This is a genomic window from Shuttleworthella sp. MSX8B (genome assembly GCF_000524295.1).
In the GTDB taxonomy this organism is placed as follows: Bacteria; Bacillota; Clostridia; order Lachnospirales; family Lachnospiraceae; genus Shuttleworthia; species Shuttleworthia satelles.
Genome location: NZ_JAQT01000020.1, coordinates 41,557 through 62,472, shown reverse-complemented (window position 1 = coordinate 62,472; position 20,916 = coordinate 41,557). Strand labels below are relative to the sequence as shown.

15 protein-coding genes are annotated in these 20,916 nt (G+C 48.6%); all 15 read right to left on the bottom strand.

Translation table 11 applies throughout. The features are described 5' to 3' along the window. Window positions 1-1,030 (bottom strand): hypothetical protein (locus HMPREF1508_RS05410; RefSeq protein ID WP_044960169.1); only part of this gene is annotated, 1,030 nt, incomplete at its 3' end. Window positions 1,031-1,606: 576 nt separating this feature from the next. Further along, on the bottom strand, window positions 1,607-1,921 hold the full coding sequence (locus tag HMPREF1508_RS05405) for a TfoX/Sxy family protein (protein WP_044960167.1): 315 nt from the start codon (window positions 1,919-1,921) through the stop codon (window positions 1,607-1,609). 439 nt (window positions 1,922-2,360) lie between these two features. Further along, complete coding sequence (locus tag HMPREF1508_RS10550; RefSeq protein WP_242834507.1) at window positions 2,361-2,606, bottom strand: MgtC/SapB family protein; 246 nt, start codon at window positions 2,604-2,606, stop codon at window positions 2,361-2,363. A 262-nt stretch (window positions 2,607-2,868) separates the two neighbouring features. Beyond that, the gene (locus HMPREF1508_RS05395; protein ID WP_044960165.1) at window positions 2,869-3,885 is read right to left on the bottom strand and encodes a carbohydrate kinase family protein; all 1,017 of its coding nucleotides are present in this window, start codon (window positions 3,883-3,885) and stop codon (window positions 2,869-2,871) included. Between the two features lie 124 nt (window positions 3,886-4,009). Further along, window positions 4,010-5,524: a glycoside hydrolase family 32 protein gene (locus tag HMPREF1508_RS05390; protein ID WP_044960164.1), complete on the bottom strand. Its 1,515-nt coding sequence runs from the start codon at window positions 5,522-5,524 to the stop codon at window positions 4,010-4,012. Further along, window positions 5,521-6,546 carry a LacI family DNA-binding transcriptional regulator gene (locus tag HMPREF1508_RS05385; RefSeq protein ID WP_044960163.1) on the bottom strand — a complete coding sequence of 342 codons (1,026 nt, stop codon included), beginning with the start codon at window positions 6,544-6,546 and terminating at the stop codon, window positions 5,521-5,523. Before HMPREF1508_RS05385 ends, HMPREF1508_RS05390 begins: the two co-directional genes overlap by 4 nt. A gap of 28 nt (window positions 6,547-6,574) precedes the next feature. After that, window positions 6,575-7,921, bottom strand: coding sequence for a fructotransferase (locus HMPREF1508_RS05380; RefSeq protein WP_044960162.1), 1,347 nt, complete (start codon window positions 7,919-7,921; stop codon window positions 6,575-6,577). A gap of 6 nt (window positions 7,922-7,927) precedes the next feature. After that, entirely contained in the window at window positions 7,928-8,758 is an 831-nt protein-coding gene (locus HMPREF1508_RS05375) for a carbohydrate ABC transporter permease (protein ID WP_044960161.1), read from the bottom strand. Between the two features lie 23 nt (window positions 8,759-8,781). Further along, window positions 8,782-9,606: a carbohydrate ABC transporter permease gene (locus HMPREF1508_RS05370; protein WP_242834506.1), complete on the bottom strand. Its 825-nt coding sequence runs from the start codon at window positions 9,604-9,606 to the stop codon at window positions 8,782-8,784. A gap of 161 nt (window positions 9,607-9,767) precedes the next feature. Next, a complete protein-coding gene (locus HMPREF1508_RS05365; protein ID WP_044960159.1) occupies window positions 9,768-11,009 on the bottom strand; it encodes an ABC transporter substrate-binding protein in 1,242 nt (413 codons plus the stop codon). 480 nt (window positions 11,010-11,489) lie between these two features. Next, window positions 11,490-14,333 carry a hemoblobin-interacting domain-containing protein gene (locus HMPREF1508_RS05360; protein WP_049906907.1) on the bottom strand — a complete coding sequence of 948 codons (2,844 nt, stop codon included), beginning with the start codon at window positions 14,331-14,333 and terminating at the stop codon, window positions 11,490-11,492. Window positions 14,334-14,607: 274 nt separating this feature from the next. Continuing rightward, window positions 14,608-16,005, bottom strand: a complete 1,398-nt coding sequence (gene ltrA / locus HMPREF1508_RS05355) for a group II intron reverse transcriptase/maturase (protein ID WP_044960158.1) — start codon at window positions 16,003-16,005, stop codon at window positions 14,608-14,610. 572 nt (window positions 16,006-16,577) lie between these two features. Continuing rightward, window positions 16,578-17,471 carry a hypothetical protein gene (locus HMPREF1508_RS09685; protein WP_049906906.1) on the bottom strand — a complete coding sequence of 298 codons (894 nt, stop codon included), beginning with the start codon at window positions 17,469-17,471 and terminating at the stop codon, window positions 16,578-16,580. A gap of 153 nt (window positions 17,472-17,624) precedes the next feature. Next, on the bottom strand, window positions 17,625-18,872 hold the full coding sequence (apgM, locus tag HMPREF1508_RS05345; protein WP_044960157.1) for a 2,3-bisphosphoglycerate-independent phosphoglycerate mutase: 1,248 nt from the start codon (window positions 18,870-18,872) through the stop codon (window positions 17,625-17,627). A gap of 347 nt (window positions 18,873-19,219) precedes the next feature. Continuing rightward, a complete protein-coding gene (locus tag HMPREF1508_RS05340) occupies window positions 19,220-20,665 on the bottom strand; it encodes an SLC13 family permease (RefSeq protein ID WP_044960156.1) in 1,446 nt (481 codons plus the stop codon). Window positions 20,666-20,916 lie beyond the last annotated feature (251 nt).

The following is a 20,916-nucleotide window of genomic DNA, read 5'->3' as shown; positions in this document are numbered from 1 at the left end:
TTTGAAGACGTGTCATATCCTCATCAAAACCGTCCAGAATCTTATCGGCCTCTGTTCGGGCATCATCAAGTGCCTGTTTTCGGATTCTGCGTCCCTCTTCATCTAATGTATCAAGAAGATGAGTTGCCTCCTGTTCTGCACGCTTTTGTGCCGCCTCCGCAGCCAGTCTCTCTTCCCTTTGGCTGACAAGCCTGTCTCTTAACAATGCGTTATTGACACCTTGCCAAGTGTAAAGAGTATCTATCATCTGTGAATTGCTGTATTGTATTGCAACTCTTATTACCTTTTCCAATAGGAAGGAGTCATACCCTATTGAACTTCGATAAAGATATCTGCGATGTCCAATAGCCTGATTCGGATAATAAATACCTATTGCACCGTAGTATTCATTTTTGCTATCGCACATATCCTTTAATCGGAGATTTGTAACATTGCTTTTTTGAACAAGTACATGTGCAACACCCTTTAATCGACCTGCAAGCACTTTAACATTAACTGGATCCTCGTCATAATAAGTACTTGAAATATAGACTACTAGAAGTTTATATTTTCTTCTCCCATTAATTATGTCTGAAACTAATTCCAGATTATCTTCATCAATAAACTCCGGGTCGCGTGAAACCGGGAGATTTCCGTCATCTTTAAGGTATCTGCGTTCAATAAGCAAGGTTATAAAATGTGGTGTCGAGAACTTCGGATCTGTAAAAAGCGCTTCTTGCGTATAGCTTCTGTCAAGACGAACAGCCATCTTCATTGCTGAGAAGTTCATGACATAATCTGTATCCCAAATAGAACCATCCTCTTCCTGCTTTTCATAGCGGACGGCAATCACATTCTGATTTCGATATTCCTCAATTGCAAGCCACAGTTTATCATTGCCATAGCGAATATTTCTTTCGCCATGCCAATCAATCCCCGGGATAATATTACTTGTGTATGGACTACCCTGATTCCATTCTATAACCAGCCGAATGAAATCATCTTTTTTCATAGATGCGTTTATATCCAGAATTGTTGAAAACAGCAGCACTTGTTTATCCTCCTATCTCCTCAGCCTTTCCGAATCTTACGGATCCCTTTGACAATTTCAGGGACGTACTTTTTAAGGACTCCCCCAACCACTACAACGATAGCAAAAAATCCTCTGCTCCAATGTATAAAATACCATCATTATCATGTTTAGGAATAATGTGCTTCCTTACAATCACCATCTTTTTAATATAGATAATAATCTCATTTAATTATCATATAGCTACCTCTCAAGAATAATTCAGGTGGATTTCCACCTTTTTATTTCGAGTTTTATAATTTCGTTCAAACCCGGAGATGTGTATAAACACTTGAAACAGGTTAAAAGAGAGTGATTTCTCTCTCCCATGCGTCTATTTCCATATGATTTTCTGAACGATGTTCCCCTCACATAGAACAAAGTCAATGTATTTCCCCATTAGCTCCCTTGTAAGCTCATTGTCCTTAACTACCTCATCCTGTCTTTTTGACTGAATAAATCCCTATATGTGGTTGCAAGTAGGACACTGAACATAGAATACGAATATCCGGATAGTTGAGTTACTTTCTTTTCGTTGATTTCATCAGATTGCCTGTCTCATTTAGCTTTCTTGGGTTTCTTTTCGGGCAGTTCCGCATACATACCATCCAGAAGTTCTGTAATCAAATCCGTATCCTCAAATCTGTCGAATACATACATCAATGTCTTTGAACCTTCATAGGGATAACGCAATTCTGAGTCTGCAAGAAGTTTATCAGTTGTCGGCGTTCTCTTTAAAAACAGTTCATTATCACAAATATCACCTATCAGTCTGCCATTGAGGTATACAAGATATCCGCCCATCATGGATTTTATGACAATATCACCTGCTGCAGAAAAAACCTCACGAATAAATTCGTTAAATTCATTCACTATGATTGCCTCCTTCAAATTCAAATATTCCTTACTTTATGATAACTCTTTCCCTATTTATCCTCAAAATTTCAGCAATGGTTGATGATTGCCTCGTGGTTTTTTGAATTCCTTCTCGCCCCCAAGCCAATCTTCAGACCGAAATTGTCAACCATGCACCGTCACCTCCTTGCAGTTGGCATGAAAAAGCGCCCTTTCATCGAGAATTTGGTGCAAAAACGTCCGAACTTCTCGGTAAGAGAGTGATCTTGTCAATAATGGTTGACAACTTCTCCTCAAGGGCAAGCAAAAAAAAATAAACCCTCTGCGCACCCATCGGTGTGAGAAAGGCGATAATTCCTTATATTCAAAACACCCTAACGAAAACGGGCAGAAATCCTTGTATCAATCACGCAACGGCTTCATCCGTATATATTCCGGCAAACTCCCAATCGTCACGTCATTTGATGTAAACGCCGGTCACCTCCAGATCGAAGTTCAGGCCGGAGGTGCTATAGTCTCTTGCAAAGCCGTTTCCTCCAACCAGTCCCACGCAGGCACAGGTCCAAAGCCCCGCCGTAGTCAATCCCTTAATCCCCTGTTTCTCTGTGACCAAAATGGTGCCCACACCTAAGAAACCCACACCGCTGATGACCTGGGCGCCCAGCCTGGCCGAATCTGCCTGCTGATAAAACTGAATACTCATATACTGACCGGTAAGCATTACCAGCGCCGATCCCAGACAGACAAGCGCATGGGGTCTTGATACCGGCTCAACGCCTTTTTAATCCCCTCTCAATTCCGATGACAGCTCCCATGACCGTCGCAATCGCCAGACAGCCAATGATGGCTGTTGTGCTCTATCCCGACAGGATGTTCATCCGCTCTCTCCACAAATCAAGTCTTCCGTTTCCAACATGGATCGCATCCAGCTGGCAGAAAAAGAGCTGACACCGGACACCCGATTCCTACTTTTCCCTACAGAGAGCCGTAATTTCCTCCGGCTCCGGCATCATGCGCAGAGCTCCTCTTCTCCTGACAATCAAAGAAGCTCCCGCATTGGCTCTCTTAAGCATGCGCTCTAATTCATCAGCCTCAAGATCCTCTAGAAGAACTCCTGTTCCTTCCTCCTGCAATCCGTCCGCTCCAGTATTCTTTTGATCTGTCCTCTCCAGGAGGAAGTTAAGCATATTCCCGGTAAAGGTATCTCCTGCTCCCGTTGTATCCACGAGCTCTGCTGCCGGATAGGGATTAGCATAGACAATCTCATCTTTGTAGTAGGCCAGGCTTCCGTTCTCACCCAAGGTAATGCAGATCAGGCGCGGTCCATATTCCTTCTGTATCCAGCTTGCCGCCTGGTCATAATCCTTCATCCCGGTGAGGAATTCCACCTCATTGTCTGAGATTTTAAGAACATGACAGTGGCAGATGCCGTAGATCATGGCCTCTCTTGCCTCTGCCATGTCCCTCCAGAGGGGCGGACGCAGGTTGGGATCAAAGGAAATCAAAGCCCCCGACTCTTTCGCCAGCCCAATGGCCGCCTCCGTCGCCTGCCTGCAGACCGGATCTGTCATGGACAGAGTTCCAAAGTGAAAGATCCGGCTCTGCCGGATCAGGTCTTTCCTGACATCCGCAACTGACAGCATCATGTCCGCCCCCGGATTGCGGTAGAAGGAGAAGTCCCGGTCCCCATCGGCCAACTTATGCACAAAAGCCAGCGTGGTATGAACCTGAGAATCAAAGCAGAGCCCCTCGGTATCAATCCCGCACTCCGCGAGAATCCCTGCCAGCTTCCGGCCGAAGGCGTCCTCTCCTACCTTGCCGATAAACGCCGTCCTGCGCCCATACTTGGCCAGCATGGCCAGCACATTACAGGGAGCCCCACCAGGATTGGCCTCCAAAAGGGGATTTCCCTGCTCGGAAAGCCCGTTCTCTGTAAAATCAATCAGCAACTCGCCCAGGGCTGTTACATCATACTGTTTCATGACAGAATCTCCTCTTCCAGACAGCTTACTCGTATTATTTCATAATTCTATTCCATCACAGCAAAAAATCCTCATCTTAGAACACGTTCGCTTCGATTCATTCCCTGTACCTACACAGACTTATCTATAGATTATTCTGCATCTCAACTCTTTTCAATCTATGCTTCACAATTGATATATGATTCTGCGCGGAACAAATGCAGAAACCTTTTGCGTCTCTTGGCATCTCATAGATGGTTCCGCTGCAAACGATCTCCCCATCATTCACGAATATCTCAAATGAGTACTCATCCAAAAGAATTCGCAGATTCATTTCCTGATCCTGAGCAACATATAATTCGCGCAGGGATGGCAGATCAGCGGAACGATTTGTGCGACTTCTGTCGACACTCAAAATCTGTCTCACGCTGTCGTAAGCAAGCTCCAGATAAAGCTCTTCCTTCTGAGCGCACCGGATCCGGAAATCCGTCATATGTTTCTCCCCCTGTATATGCAGGCTCACATCCATCACACGGTCAGAAACTTTTTCTAAGTATTTCCACTGTTTATTGAGATCCCCGGATTGCTGATCTATAGATGCAGAGACATCTTTACATATAACTGTATCTTCATATAGCTCTTCAATCTCCCGGATCGGACGCTGGCATAGCTTTCCATCCCGAAAGAATATCTCTCTTGGAAATGTCATCATGCCAAACCATTTCGCGCCTTCAGGAGCCAGACTTCCGCTCTCAGGCGCCTGCATCCAGGCAATCATGATCCGCCTTTTGTCCGGCATCCGCAGGGTTTGAGCCGCATAACAATCAAATCCCAAATCCAGCCCCTGCACTGCCTTCACCTGAAATTTCTTTAACTGTTTATCATATTCCCCGAGAAATGCCAGCACGCAAAAGCCGTTTCGGAGATTTTGATCTTTCCCCTGAACATTCATCGCAGAGATCATCAGAACATGCTTCTCGCCCAGATTAAAGAAATCCGGGCATTCCCACATTCGTCCATAAACGCCATCATTCTTCAGGAGTACTCCCTGATATTTCCAGTGCGAGGCATCCACAGATTCATAGAGAACAATCTCTCCCAAGCCACTTTTGTTGTCTCGAAGAGCTATCACCGCATGATATTTTCCACCTTCAAACCATATTTTGGGGTCTCTGAAGTTCCTTTTATCCCCCTCCTCAGGCAGATCATTTTCAGTGATCACGGGGCCATATTTTTTAAAGTGATACCCATCACCTTTGGCAATGCACTGTCTCTCACAGCGATCTATCGTCTTATCATCGCACAGCCTTTCGTCATGTGCTGTATATATCAGCAGAAGCGTTCCATCCCGATCTGTAATTGCGCTTCCGGAGAACACACCTGTTTCATATGTCTGATCCGGAGCCAAGGCTGCTGGCTCATAGGTCCAATGCAACAAATCGAAGCTGGACCAGTGGCCCCAATGCATCGCATCCCAGTGACTTGCATATGGATAATATTGATAATATAGATGATATTTTCCATTGTAATAGGAAAATCCGTTTGGATCATTCAGCCAGCCACAGGCCGGTGTCAGATGATAACCGGGCCTTTCTTCTGCGCTGATATCCGATATCTTCCTTCTCTCATACGCCCGCGCCTCCTCTAATGTATAATTCATAGTCTTTTCCTTTGATACTCCTGGTATTCTTCTTTTGTCATAGATGATATCCCCCGTATTAGTTCTACATCGAGCTTGATCTCACTCTCTGAAACGAATTCACCCTGTATCTTCTGCATCAAAGTCCTGACTCCAACATCCGCCAGAGATCTGATCGGCTGCTTAATGCAGGTCACTGTCGGATAGATCATATTCAGGAAACTGGCCCCGTCAAAGGAGACAAAACGTATGTCATCCGGAATTTTTTTCCCTTGTGTTTGAACATATTTCATGTAATGCAGCACAAAAGAATCTGTCCCAAAGACGCCATCGATCTCCGGATACTTTTGAAAACAGTCCTGACACAGTTCCTCAAAATAACCATCATCAAACTCATTCCAGCGAATCAGAACATTAACGCACTCCGCATGATTTTCCCTCATAATCCTTTCAAATTCCTCATGGCGTTTGTTAAAAGGAAATTCTGCTTTTGTCTTATGATCCCGAAACTGAAGAACCCTTTTGCAGCCGGATCGAAGCAATTCATTTGCAGCCAGAGCCCCGCCTTTATAATGATCGACCGTGACTCTCTCTATCTGTCCCGGAACATAAATCGTGTCAAATGAGACAATCGGCCCCTGCGCCTTAACATAGCGATCCTGCCTCAAATCATGTGTACAGGTCAAAATTCCATCAACCATATTCCGATCTAACATATCGAGATAAAGCTGTTCATTGCTCTTCTCCCCATTTGTCTCGCAAAGCATTGTTTTATAGTTATACTGTCTGAGACTCCTCTCACACTCCGATACGAGCTCGCTGAAATATGGATTCTGAAGATTGGGAACAATAATTGCAATATTCATCGTTCTCTTCTGCAGGAGGTTTCTTGCCATTTCATTCGGCTGATAATTCAATTCTCGGACAGCCTCTCTTACCTTTTCCCGCGCGTTAGCTGAAGCATATCCGTTATTATTCAACACACGTGAGACGGTCCCTATACTAACTCCCGCCTTCTTTGCGACATCCTGTATTCCAATCATTGTGTCCCCCTCGTCTAAGATTCCCACCCTATATCGCGGGCAGAGGCCGTACTATATTCTTCTCGGGATCAAGCTTCAACTGATCCGATCTTCCGGTATCCAAAACGATATTGCGCTCAGCTCCTGTCTCTATCATGACGGCGATTATCTCTAAGTCCTCTCTTTTTGCACTCGTCAAAGCCTCAACCTGAGACGCAAAGCAGGCATCTGACGTTTCCGTCCTCTTATTTTCAGTCCTTGCAACAATATGATTCTGAGCAATATAATTACTCTCTCCGTCTGAAATATAAATGATTACCGGATGACACCCCAATGGCCGTAACATATCCCTTTTGCAAAAATAGGAAATATGATTTCCGATCAGAGAATTATCACTCCCGCTGATGCACAAGAGGCCCCCGTCATCATCTCTCTTATTATTGTACTCCCGCATCGGAGTCCATGGCTCATTATCCCTTAAAAAATGGTTGGCAGAAACCAGATTTTCACAACACTGTCTTTCAAAAACCAGCATACCCGGATAAAAAGCATGGAAGCGGTTCGCGCTGATATTTGATTTCGACACATGGAAAAACCGCACCACGCTCTCTCCTCGCGGAAAAATATTATTCCCCGTGATCAAAAGACCTCCAAAATTTTCAGCATAAACAGAATAGCCATGAAACCCTGCTCCAATCAAGTTATCCGTAACTTTAGACGCCTGACCCCAACCTCTTAACTCAATGCAATTACCGCATTCTGCGATAAAATTGTCATGAATCGATAATGCATCTGCGTGATAGACTGTCAATGCGTGCTCCAAATAGACAAATCCCATCTCGTTAATCCGAAAAGAGTCCTGGGCGCTTTTAACCAAAATCCCGGTCTTTCCATTTCGATAGCTATTCTCCGGATTCTCCATTTCACCTGTATCATCTGTAAAGTGCAAACCATCGATACAAAAGTTCGCAAATTCTACAGAACTGATTCTTGGATTTCCTTCTCTCTCAACAAGAAAAGCCGCTCCATCAGGTTCGTTTTCTCCCTTCTTCGGAAGTTCAACCATGATGCGACTCCCCCCCGGCCATATTTCATGTAATTGCCCCCACGCAAGCTCAGGAAGGTTATAGCGAATACTCGAAGATATAAAGCCATGTCCCGCACCCATAATTTTTAAGTAGCTGCAATCAATTCGAACCTGTGTTTTTAAAGGATAATCGCCTGGCGGCAGGAAGATAACTGCCCCTGCATACCCTTCTCCACAAGTATCTATCATTTCAGATTCGCTTTTCCGTCTCTTTATATCTGAAATAATTGAATTCAGGACATAGCCAATATCAACATATGGATCACCATCTCTCCACTTTGTGACATCATAAAAAGTTTCTTTCCTCATATCTGTTTACCCCTTTACCGCACCTGCAGTAATTCCCCTGACAATATACCTCTGTGCGGCCAAAGAGAGAACCATTACCGGAAAACTGAACAGGAATGCGCCTGCGCACATAGGCCCCAGATCTATGCTGTATGCTGATAAAAATCCAGCCAGCCCAACCGTAAATGTCTTGGCTGTGGTACTCGTCAAAAGGAGTGCGATCAAAAAATCATTCCAGGCCTGAAACAGCGTAAAAATAAAGGCCGTTGCCAATCCCGGACTTGCAATCGGCAATATAATCTTCCAAAATGTCTGATGACTGGTACAGCCATCGACACAGGCCGCCTCGTCTAGAGTCCTTGGAATCCCCTCATAAAAACTGAGCATTGTCCACATCACAAAAGGCATATTAATCGCTGCATACACAATAATCAGCGCAATTCGCGTATCATATAGCCCCAGCCGACTGATAATCTCATAAATCGGAACCGCAATGCTCGATGTGGGAATCATCTTTAAACAGAGGATCAAAACAATCAGACCAACTGATATCCTGCTGCCTGAGCGCTGAATCGCATACGCCGCCAAGGATCCCAGAATAAGGGCAATCATCGTGCTGATAAGACTTGTCGACAGGCTGTTCATCAGGAATTTCAAGGCGTCCATTCTCTGAAACAAATTGGCAAAGTTTTCTACAGAGAACACCTTGGGAAAGAAAGTCGGAGGAACCGCAATCACTTCTGCTCCAGGTTTGAAAGAACAGCAAATCACATAAATATAGGGAAACAGCCATAGCACAACTAATATAATTGATCCTGCAATCAAAATTCTCTCAAGGATTTTTGATTTGAGCGTCATTTCGACATCATCTCCATTCTCTTCTAATACTTCCGTGGTTTCCAGAGGTTTTGCATAAATATCAGAGTAAATACAACCAACACGACGATAAAGATAACAGCCATAGCACTGGCATAACCTGCGTTATTAAACCTGGTCAGGGTTTTATAAATCACAATACTGATCGTCTCCGATGAGCTGTTTGGTCCTCCTTCAGTCATTGCCCAGATAATGTCAAAGGTACGAGCGGCATCAATGATTCGAACCGATAGCGCCGTTAATAATACTCCCTTAATCAAGGGGATTTTTATTTTAAAAATCTGATTCCATAGGTTTGCCCCGTCAATTTTAGAGGCCTCCAGCAGACTACTGTCTACCCCCTGCAGACCGGCCAGGAACATGAGCATCATGTATGGTGTTGTCAGCCAGATGTCTGCGATACAGCAGGCGATCAGTGCCCATTTGGGATTCGCCAGCCATAGAATATCCGTCGGCTTCGACAAAATACCGATGCGCGTCAATAATTCGTTGACAATTCCAAAACTGGAACTCATCATTAATTTCCATATCAATCCCGCAACAAGAGGTGCAATCATAAGAGGCGACATCATAAAGGAACGAACCAATCTGCTTCCCTTATGATTTAATTCAAAAATCAAGGCAAAAAGCATACCAAGAACCGTTTCGAATCCAACCGCAAACAAAATATAGATCATCGTATTCTTCAATTGCTTCAGGAATCCGCCTGAGGAAGAAAATGCTCTACTGTAATTTTGTAGACCAATAAATTCTCTGGTCCCAGTAATATCAATTGAAAAAAAGCTGTCAACTGCCATTTTTATAATTGGATATACTAAAAATATCCCCATGAAAATGGCTCCAGGCAAGAAAAAAATCAATAATGTTCTTCTCGATATTAGTTTCATATCATCCCCTTGAACAACAATGGAATACACGCTCCACGATTATTCCATTGTCATGAACAGAGACTGCCACTCCATTCCTGATGTGGCAGCCTCTGGCAAACAGCTTATCGGCTCATCTGCTCAATCTGACTCTTTGCACCTGCGAGAGCTTCTTTTGCATCTGCGCCTCCCAGAACTGACTCTACTGTTCCTGTCAATACCTCTTCGATCTTCGGCCAGTTTTCAACCATCGGTCTTGCCTGTGACTGTGCTGCGCTAAGTGTTGCAAGAACTGCTGATGTATGTTCATTTCCCTGCTCTTTCGCGGCACTTTCATACACAGACTTGCGCCCCGCAATCTTAAGCGTCTGTTTCATGTAGTCTCCATTGTGGTCGTACATAAATTTGATATATTGTTCTGCAATCTCTTTGTTCTTTGACGCCTTCATGACGCACTCATACCAGGGACCTGTGGTCGCCCCAATTCCAGCGCTTCCACCAATCATAGGCGCACACCCGACTTTGTCCGCACCAAGCGCTTTAACAGCCGCGGGATATTGATGACTCCAGTTCAACTGCATCGCAACCTTCCCATTGGTAAATAATTCCTGAGACTCTGTTGCCGCCGTCGATAAAGAATCTGAGGGAGAATAATCTGCCTGCGCCATCTCTTTCATGAAATTCAACGCATCCACATAGGCCTGATCCGTCAAATTAACCTTTCCATCTTTATCAAAGACCAGACCCTTTGCGCCTGCCTGACATGCGAAATCAAGAAAAGAACAGACTGCATCTGAACCACTGCCAAAGACCGTCGTTCCATACATGTCATTTGTCTTTAATTGCTTAGCCAACTCCTTATATTCGTCCCAGTTCTTTGGCACCTTGTTCTCTGGAATCAGGTCTTTTCTATAAATCAATATTTTGGAATTAACCCACATAGGATACCCCAGCAATTGTCCATTCATACTCCCAGAGGATTCCAATGTTGGAAGGAAATCGCTTGTATCTGCATTTTTCAGCGGCTCGATTGCCTTCTGGAATGCCGGGAGCCAGACGACATCCATGCAGGCGACATCGTGTGTTGCCTGATTTGCCTTGACCTCAGTTGATATTTTGTCATACATTCCTGAATAGGCAACCGCGTCCACAACTACCTCATAACCGGTCTGCTTCTTAAATTCCTCCGAGGTACTCTTCGCCAGAGTCTCTGCCGGCGAACCACTCTCCACTAGCACATTAATCTTCTTTGCATCAGAAGATGTATTTCCCCCAGCGCCTTTCGTACCACTGTTTCCGCAGGCCATCAGCCCAGAAGCTGCGGTTAATACTGCTAAGAATACTGCTAGATACTTCCTACTCCTCATGTCTTACCTCCCTGATTTTTTGTGTAAACCTTTTCACATTTCTCTCAAATAGAAAAGGTCACAACATATCCGTCCCTAATTCCTTCTGATGGATGTGTAAACCTTTTCATATCTTGAATTTATCTTACCCCTTTGCCTCAAAAAGTCAACTACCTATCGCCTTGCAAATATAACAATTCTCTGTTTTTATTTTTGTGTAATTTATACAGACGATATCTCTTCTTCCCATTCATCGTGATGATTCCACCCCAATTACTCCATACTTTTCCACCTGATGTGGCTCTTTTATCCGTCTTATCCCCGCAAAAAACGAGGACCTGTCATACAGACAAATCCTCGCTCCTTACTTCCTCTTCCAAACCGCGGATCTCATTGAAAACCATGCCCGCGTTTTACCCTTATACGCTTACACTCTTATGCTCTCGATTTCTTGGCCTCTCGGCCTCTTGATATCTTGATTCCTTATACTCTTGCCCTTCTTTACTTCTCATTCCTTCTGCGCTTGATAATCGCAAGACGAACCCAAGTCAGAAAACTGCCTGCAAGCAGGGCGACAGCGATTCCGATCAGAAGCGACTGTTCGTCGCCTGTCTTTGCGGCCGTCACCTCCTGTCTCATTGAATTCTGCTGGTTCTGGGCAGACTTCCGAGACTTGTCCGTCTTTTGACTGCCGAGCGCCGTCTTCTGATCTGATACAGACTTGCCATTTGCTCTGATCCGCGCGCTCGCCTGATCCTGCTTCTTAATCCCGGAGTTTTCCGTCCCCGGCTTCACTGGATTTAAATTCTCTCTTCCGACGTCTTCCGCCCCCGGCTTCTTTTGATCCTCCGTCTCAGGCTTTTCCGGACCCGGCTTCTTTGGACTCGGATCCTCTTCCTCGGAATCCTGTGGCTTGACCTCCCGCGTCTGATACAGATCCATTGCCGGCGTCGGGTCGATTCCTGTCCTCCAGTAAAGCTTCAGCAGGGGATCGTCCGCCCCGATCGCCTCACTCTGCGCGCCGTCCGCTATATGCTGTCTGGAGCTGGTCACCTTCACCTCTCCGGCGATTGCCTTGCCCGGATTGGAATTTCTCAGCTTACTGGCATTTGCTCCCTGCAGGAAAGCCTCAGCTGTCTCAATGCTCCCCTTTCCGCTAATGGCGTTCCCGCCATCACCCCAGAGGACATCGCCGCCGATCGCTATCACTTTCCCCTTGCCGTCGATCTTACTTCCTTCCTCTAATTCAATGGCGTTTCCGCCCTTTGCGTTCAGAAGAACCTTTCCAGCTCCGCCGTAAGCGGCCAGCTGTGCCCCGTCTTCCAGATAGAGCCTGCCCCTCACACGCAGAGCAGTCTGTCCCCGGTCACTTCCCGCTTCATCTCCCCTGATAAATACCTGTCCCTTTACTGTGACATTTCCACTCATCGTCACGACCGGCTCCGCTGTCGTGCGATCCGTCCGGCTTCCGTTGGCCAGGTAGTTCGCATTAGAATAAATAGCCGCGTTCTCGAGGATCGCTCCGTCCGCCAGGCGAAGCTGTCCGCAGATGGATGCCCCTGTCGTGAATTTCCCCGCGAAGGAATCATAATTCATGGAGAATTTTCCCCCGTCCTGCACATCGATAATTCCCTGAACCGTGGAGTCTGACAGATTCAGTTTACCCCCCTTCTCAACGACGATGCGGACACTGCTCAAGATCTTCATATTCTTCAGGGTCAGATCGCAGCCGGCGGGAATATAGAGGGTCTGTGGAATCCTTCCCTGCTCCACATCTTCCCAGGCGATATCATATCCGAGCACCCCATAGGTTCCGCTCTCATGGGAACCGAACCAAACCTCAAGCTTAGCCGGTACTCGAACCGCATTGTCCTGTCCGGACACATTGCTTCCAAACTCCCGGATCGCCCAGGGCTCCATGATATCCCAGGCCATCAGGCCATTGGCATATTTTTTGAGATTTTCCTCCTTCAGCTGATCCGCCAGCTTCTCCTGACCCGAATATACTGTGAAGGGGAGGCTGTTGCTGACTGCCACCCGCCCCTGCCGGTCTGCTACCGAGACAGAAATCAGATAGCGACCCGGATCCTTAGGTGTTCCGCTCAGGGTCAGACTGCTGGACAGGGTCAGGTAACGTCCCTCCATCCCGCTCTGGCTTCCCGCCGCAGTACCGCTGGCTGTATCCGGCACAAGATTTACCCTGCACTGGCCGGGATCCAGCTGGATTTTCGAAGTATGATCCAGTTCTTCCCAGTCCTGGTCACTCGGCTCCTGCCCCTTCTTGACCAGGGCCCCATAGACCTTGACACTGCTGTTCTGGTTCTGGGATGTTCCGCTGAGACTGGCGCTTGTCACGCCATCATAGTTCTTCTGCCCCTTGATGGCTGCCTCGAAAGAGCCCTGCAACTTAACCCTGAATTCATAGGGATCGCCCTGCTGATCGTCCTCAGCCAGGCTGGCATTCCCATCAGCATCGATAAGGAACTTGAAGCTCAGATCCTCATAGCCCTCCGCCTTAACGCGGACACTGTCTCCGCTTTTTAAAATGGGAATGGTCTGCGCGGCGCTGAAATCCTGGGCGGCAAAAATCAGCTGATTTGTCTCAGCCTTTTTCTGGTATCTTCCTCCCATATTGGGACTGTAGGGATTCTCCGTCCATACTTTTCCGTTGACAGAGATCTCCTTTACCTTGGCAACATAAGCATCCGCGTCCGAGACCGTGATCTTCCAGGTGCTGCCCCAGAGACCCAGGCTGAGCTTCAGCTGACTCAGATTGATCTTGCCCGCCGTGTTTCCGCCCGGCACATTCCCGCTGCCGGATTGATTTCCGCCACCGGACTGACCTCCGCCGCCGGACTGATTTCCGCTGCCGGACTGGCCTCCGCTGCCCGACTGGCTCCCGCTCTCCTTTTCCACCGTCGCCTTATATTCATAAGGGTAAACGGCGGCATTCTTCTCTACCTTGACCTTAATCGTCTGGTAGCCCTTTGCCTTGATCGTGATTTGGGCCGGATAATCCGGGTTGACCAGCTTCAGCGCCCGGTATCTTCCATAAGCTCCCGTGACCTCCGTCACCTGCCAGACCTTCTCAGACGTCCCCCAGCTGATCGTACCCTTCACATATTTACTGCCGTCAACCGTCAGCTCCTTGATCTGATTCATCCAGTTCTGGTCTGTAAATTCCAGATTCAAAGTCTCCGGCATAAACCCGCTGACGGTAGCGCTCTTGACCTCACTCGGTCCCTCTTGCTTCTCTGCCGCCGACACAGGCAAAAAGCAGCTTGTCATGACAAGCAGGGCGGACGCCAGCAAGCTTCCTCCCCTTGTAATCATGGCTTTTTTCACGTTTTTCTCCCTTCTTCCGTTCCCGATCCGTCTTCTAACGACTCATTTCCTCGCGTTTGAATCATCCGATGAATTAGCGCTTTGTTAGTATAAACTAACTTCCTTTGAAAAAGGTAATCGTTTACCCCTGTCCTTGTCAATTCCCCTCTCGCAACTTTACAGATTTTGACAGCGGCCCGATATAAGGAAGTGAGCTCCGGCCAATCGAGTAGGAGGCGGTGATTAGCCGCCGTCCTCTCACACCACCGTGCGTACCGTTCGGTACACGGCGGTTTCAACAGTTGACGTGCATGGACTGATATGCTGTGGATAGATCAAAGAATCCCCAGTGTATCAGTCTTTCTTTTGTTAACGCCCTCTTGACCACTCCAACATTCGACATGCGCCAGTAGGACTTACGGCTATATGCTCCTTCGCAGGCTGCCCATTCAGGCAGGCCCAGCCCCAGAAGCTTCCGTTTGCGTGTCCTTGGCAGTTTCCACTGCTTCCAGATGCACATGCGAATTCTCCTGTACAACCAGCCGTTGATGTCTTCGATGTTGCTTTTCATATCTGCAATGCCGTAGTAGTTCAACCATCCCCGCGCACTCTTTTCTATACGCTTCATGGTATTGACTATGCTGCCGCATCTGCTCCGGGAAGTGAGCCCGCGCAACTTGTCCTTGAACTTCTTCTTGGATTTCTGATGTACTCTGATGAATACGCCTTTCTTCCCCTTCCCAAAGCAGAAGCCAAGGTACTTAAAATTTCGAGTTGCAAACACGCTGACCGTTCTGCTTTTCCCCCGATTCACCTTTAGCTTCAAGGTTTCCTCAAGGTACTTCACACTGGATTCCAGTAGCCTTAGCGATGCCCGCTCACTTTTCGCCAGCAGGACGATATCATCTGCATAGCGGATACACGGCACCCCTCGTTTACTGAACTCCTGATCAAACTCGTTCAGATATATGTTCGCCAACAGGGGAGAGAGACTTCCGCCCTGCGGTGAACCTTCTTCTGTCGGAGTCACAACACCGTTTTCCATCACTCCACTCTTCAGATACCTTTTGATCAGCTGTATGACCCGCTCGTCCTTTACATTCTGCCGTAAGAGGTTGAGCAGTTTCACATGGCCTATCGTATCGAAATAATTGGACAGATCGAGAACCACGGCTCTCGTGTATCCCTGCTCCACATACTCCTTTATCTTCCGAATGGCTTCCTTTGCACTTCTTCCCGGTCGGTAGCCGAAGCTTCCGTCCGAAAACAGTGGCTCATAGATGGGCATGATCTGTTGAGCCATAGCCTGCTGGATAGTGCGGTCGATTACCGTCGGAATACCAAGCTTTCGTATTCCGCCGTCTGGCTTCGGGATCTCTTTGCGTCTCACGGGAGAGGGAGTGTAATGTCCTCTCCTTATCTTCTCTATGAGTTCACTCTGATGCTCCTTTAACCACGCACGCGCGTCCTCGATGGTCATCCCATCGACTCCGGGCGCTCCCTTGTTTGCCTTCACTCTCTTATAGGCACGGTTAAGGTTATCCTTATCCAGTATCTTCCCGAGAATATCCGGCTCTGCACTGTCCCTTTCCTTCCATATCCGGTTGAAAGAGCGGTGCGCTCTCACATACCCTTTGCGTTCCGCGCTATCTCTTTGCGAGCAGCCATTGTTTCCAGTGTTTTCTGTACCCATTCGCCCTTTCCTCCTTTCCGGGTTGTACTTAGGACTCCTGTTGATTCGGCCCTTCACGGTTTTCCGCTACTATGACCTCTGCTGACTCCTGCGCGTTCAGCAACGCTTTCGGCGATGGTTACTCCTTTCGGAGCGTTCCGCGCAGGCCTCCCCGGGTACCACACGTTTCTTTCTCTCCATCTATCTGCCACATTTATCCCGTATGATTCCGTGTAGTTATTGGGCTTCGGCTTGTGTTGCAGTCTTACCCTCACACGAGACCTTCTATGTGATTTCTGTTCGTCAGACCAGAGATTTGCCCGTGGTTAGTCTGTTCCCACATCCGGCTTCCTTCAGATTCCACCTCACGATGAACACCCTTGCCTTCGGCTATATCCTTCCCACTACCGGGCGGATTCCGGACTTGCACCGGTTAGAAAACGTGCGCCGCCAGGCGCACAACTTAAAAACCCCTCCCACCGTCTGGTGGGAGGGGTTATATCATTCAGCGTTTATTCATGACAATAGAGAATGCTCAAAAAACATATATTCCATTGTCCATCTGTAGCCTGACAAGATACAGGATGATTTTCTTAATATCCGCCGTAGGAGTAGGTTCCCCACTTCTTCAGCAGCGTTCTGATATTGCCGCCGAATCTGCGATTGACCTGCTTGGTCAGAAAAGCCTGGTGGCTGGCATGGCTGTCGACTCCCGCGTAACCGGAGCTCGTCTGCCCGAAGCCCTTGCCCTCAATGGTGTGAATGACCCAGGTGGCCTCCTCGACAGAGAGATCATCAATCAGGCTGTCCAGTCCGGTTGACTTGTGGTAGGCGGATCCCTTTCTATGTCCCGGAATGGCCAGAAGCAGTCTTGCCACCTCGCGGGCATTGGCGCTTCCCGTCATGACGAGAAGTCCGTCAGAACCGAAGTAGGGGCTGACCGTGCTGACTTCCACTGAGTCCGTTTCCTGAGATGTGCTCTCAGCCGTATTCGTCGCTGCTGTCTGCGCGCTTGCGGCCTGCTCGGCTGCAGCTGCCTGAGCCTTCTTCATCGCCCTGCTCTTGGCCGCTTTTGTCTTGGTCTCCTCAGCTGCCTTTGCCTTGGCTTCTTCCTCGGCCGCCTTCGCATTGGCTTCGTCGGCCTTCTGCTTAGCCTCGGCAATCGTCTTGTCGCCGGTCTGTGCCAGAGACTCTGCCGCCTTGGCCGTCAGCTGGCCCGAAAGACTCGCCGCATCTGTCTGTGCTTCATTCTCGGAAGCACCCACCAGGTCTACCTGCTCCTGGCTGACACTGGCTGTCGTAGCCTGGGCAGAAGCCATTGCCTCGGACGCCGAATCGCCGGTACTTCCCATTGTCTGCAGGGACATAGCGCCGGAGAATACTGTTGTCGCAACCAGCAGGCCGACTGCCAGACGATTCTGCAGTCTGTGATTGGCCAGTGACTGGCGCAGGTGCTTGACTTTGTTTTTTACATTTTTGTTATCCATGGATCTTATTATTACATAAATGTTACAAATGTCAAGTCCATCTGAAACATTTCTGTGAAGACTTGGTGAAGGCGCTTATGCGCACTCTCCCTCCTGTCCCCTCCATGAATCGCAAGGCGGATCCCCCGGTTTCGATTTCCCCATTCACCTCCTTCAGTTCCCCTGCTTGGGAGAGACCTCCAGATAGTCAAGAAGCGTCGCCTGAAAATCTGCCCCCTTCATGCGGCAAAGAGCGCCCGCGGCGCAGGAGATCTCGTCATATTTCAAAACCGCGTCCCGCCTGATGTTCACTCCAGAAATAACGACGGGTACAGGATCTCCGCTGTGCTCTCTTCGCTCGCAGGGCGTCGAATGATCCGCGGCGAGCGCAATGATGACATTTCCCAGATCCTCCCTGGCGGCGATCAGTTGCTCGACACAGGCGAGCATGTGGTCATATTTCTCGATTGCCTGTACCTTCCCTGACGGACGATTGTCATGTCCCATCAGATCTGTCGCCTTATAGTGAAGCGCGACAAAGTCATGGTCTTTCAGCGCCTCCACTGCCATGCCGGCCTTCTTTTCCACATCTGTGTCCAGGTTCCCCGTGAAGCTGCTGTCGGTCATGACATCAAAACCCGCGATTCTGGCGACACCTAAAACCGTGCTCTCCGCCGCGACACAGGCCGCGGTATAGTGAAGAGCTTCTGTGACCTTCTGGATCGCGGGCATCTTACCCGCTCCTCTGGTCAGGATTGCGTTGGCTGCCAGCTGTCCGGCGGCAAGGCGCTTTTGATTCAGAGCGTGCCCGCCCAGAATCTCGTGCGCTCTTATGAGAAACTGATTCAAGACCTCCGCTGTAAATGCCGCCTCCTTGGACCCGTCGAGAGCCCGGGCAAAGTTGATCCTATGATCCTCGACCTTGGGATCCGTATCAGAAATGCGGTCTGACAGGCCCTCTCCGCGGAGGACCAGAACTGCGCGGTGCTCTGTGGCCTCTTTAAAAAGGATCTGAACCCCATCGATCTCCAGTCCGTTCAAGGCCCGCGCCAGCTCCCCGGTCCCCTCGCGAATCCGTCCCGCCCGCCGGTCTTTGACGAGGAAATCCCCGTCGACGCTGGCGAAATTACAGCGGAGCGCGACATCTCCAGGCAGGAGCTCTACCCCCTCTCCAAAGGCTTCGATCGGACCTCGCCCCGGGTAGTCCTTCAGGTCATATCCCCCCAGGAGAATCATATGCCCGAAATCCGTCCCCACTGGCACGCCCGCCCGGTAAAGGTCTACGATTCCGCAGGATCCCTTCTCAGCCAGCCGGTCCAGGTGCGGCGTGTTGGCATATTGCAGCGGCGTTTTCCCGTCAAGGCTCGGACAGGGCCGATCTCCCAGACCGTCTGCAATCGCCAGAAGAATTTTATTCTTCATAATAAAAGTTCCTTTCCTGTCAAGCATTCTGCATTCCAATCATTCCAGATTTCAGCCGAACAATTATCCAAAGACTCAGTCGGGTAATCTTTCCAGGCCTCAGCCGAATCATCACCCCAAACCTCGGCCAAATCATCATTTCATATTTCGGTTAAGCAATCGTTTCATACTTCAGACATACGATCATCCAAAGCTTCCGTAAAATCATCATTCTAAACTTTGACCGGGCAATCATTCCAAACCCCAGCCTCCAAAATGCGATCTGGCCTCAGCCTTCAAAATACTCTCTTGCCCTCTGAAGTCTATGACTTAATTCCACGGACACAAGCCCTTTTTCACAGACCCTTTTACAGGACAAATCGAATCCAGGCAAAATATACCAGACACAGGGCGCATGCCTCAATGAAGCAGGCGATGACTCCGTAGAGCAGCTCGTCCTTGACCTCAAAGTAACCGGTCCCGAAATAGAGCGCGTTCACCTTGGAATGGGGCGGCAGCGTTATGGTACAGGAAATGCCGAAGGAACAAACCAGGGCAAGAGCTGCCGCGTCCATCCCCAATCCCTTGGCCAGAGTGATGATCGCGGGAATCAGGATAGTGGTGCGAACGGTCTTGCTGGTGAAAATCAGATGGCTGAATACCGTGATGAAAATAAGGGCGATCGCGACCATCGACGGGGCCAGGTGATTCAGTCCAGTCGCGTTGATCAGGCGGTCAATCATCCAGCTCGCGGCCTTGGAATCGTCCAGCGCGCTGCCAACGGCATATGCTCCGGCGGAGAAAATCATCAGATCCCACTTGATATTCGCCTCCTTCCATTTGATGACTCCGATTCCCGGCATCAAACAGAGGAGCATACTGAGTACAGCGGTCTGCTCTGTGCTGATCGCAAATCCGAACCAGCTCTTCTGATAATCCCCGGTCGCCCACAGAAGCAGGGTGATCAGGAAAATAACCGCGGCCCGTTTTTCCTTTGCGCTCATTGGCCCGAGATCCGCAAGCTGTTGTTTCAGCGAGGCAACCGCATCGGACATATTTCCCGAGAACTCGTCCCTGTAGCGATAGAGGCGGATCCCGATCAAAAAAACAATGACCGTTGTGATGATTGCCTGCGGAAGAGAGCCGATCAGCCACTGCATATATCCGATGTGCGCGCCGGTCTGCTCATTGATAAAACCGACGGCAAGCACCTGGGCGCTGGTTGCCGTCATAACAACGGAAGTCGCGAAGGCATTGTTTTGAACTCCCTGTAAGGCCAGGAGCTTTCCGAACCTGCTCTTTCCAGGCGTCGCCTTGTACACCTCCAGAATTACCAGGGCGATCGGAATGATCAGAGAGGCTCTCGCTGTCGTGGACGGCACGAAGAAGGCCAGGATATAATTCACCAGGACAAAGACTAGCAGGGTTTGTGTCGGCGTCTTGGCAAATCTCGTGATCAAAAACAGGGCGATCCGTTTCCCCAGATTGGACGCGCTCATGGCGGAAGTCAGCACGAAGGCGGCGACCATCAGCCAGATGATGTCTTTTCCAAGCATTCCGAACGCGTAGGACTGCTTCTCCACAACGCCCAGCAGGGGAAGGAGCAGGACAACGGCAATCGACGTCAGATAGATCGGAATCGGGCGGGCAATCCACATGATCAGCGCAAATGTGAACAGGGCCAGTGCCTTTTGTCCGACCACAGTCATCCCCTGCGGACAGGGCATGAGCATCAGCGCAAGCAGCGCGGCAACGGCCAGGCAGGCCCCGATCACCTGGCCCCGGCTTATCTTATTAGATTTTTCTTTACTCATAAACTTCTCCTGAAATATTGTTTTCCCTCTTGAGGAGCTCCTGAAAAAGTTCATGCATGCATTTCTTATGATTGATTCTATGGGATGAGATAAGGTGAATCAAATTAAATTATATTTGTCGATCAATAACGATCTGTTATAATTTTGTAAGCAATCTAATTTGAAATGTCGGTCTGAGCATCAAATTCTGGCTATTGAATCCCGGATATTGATTTCCAAGTATTAAATTACGAATATTAAATCCTGGATAT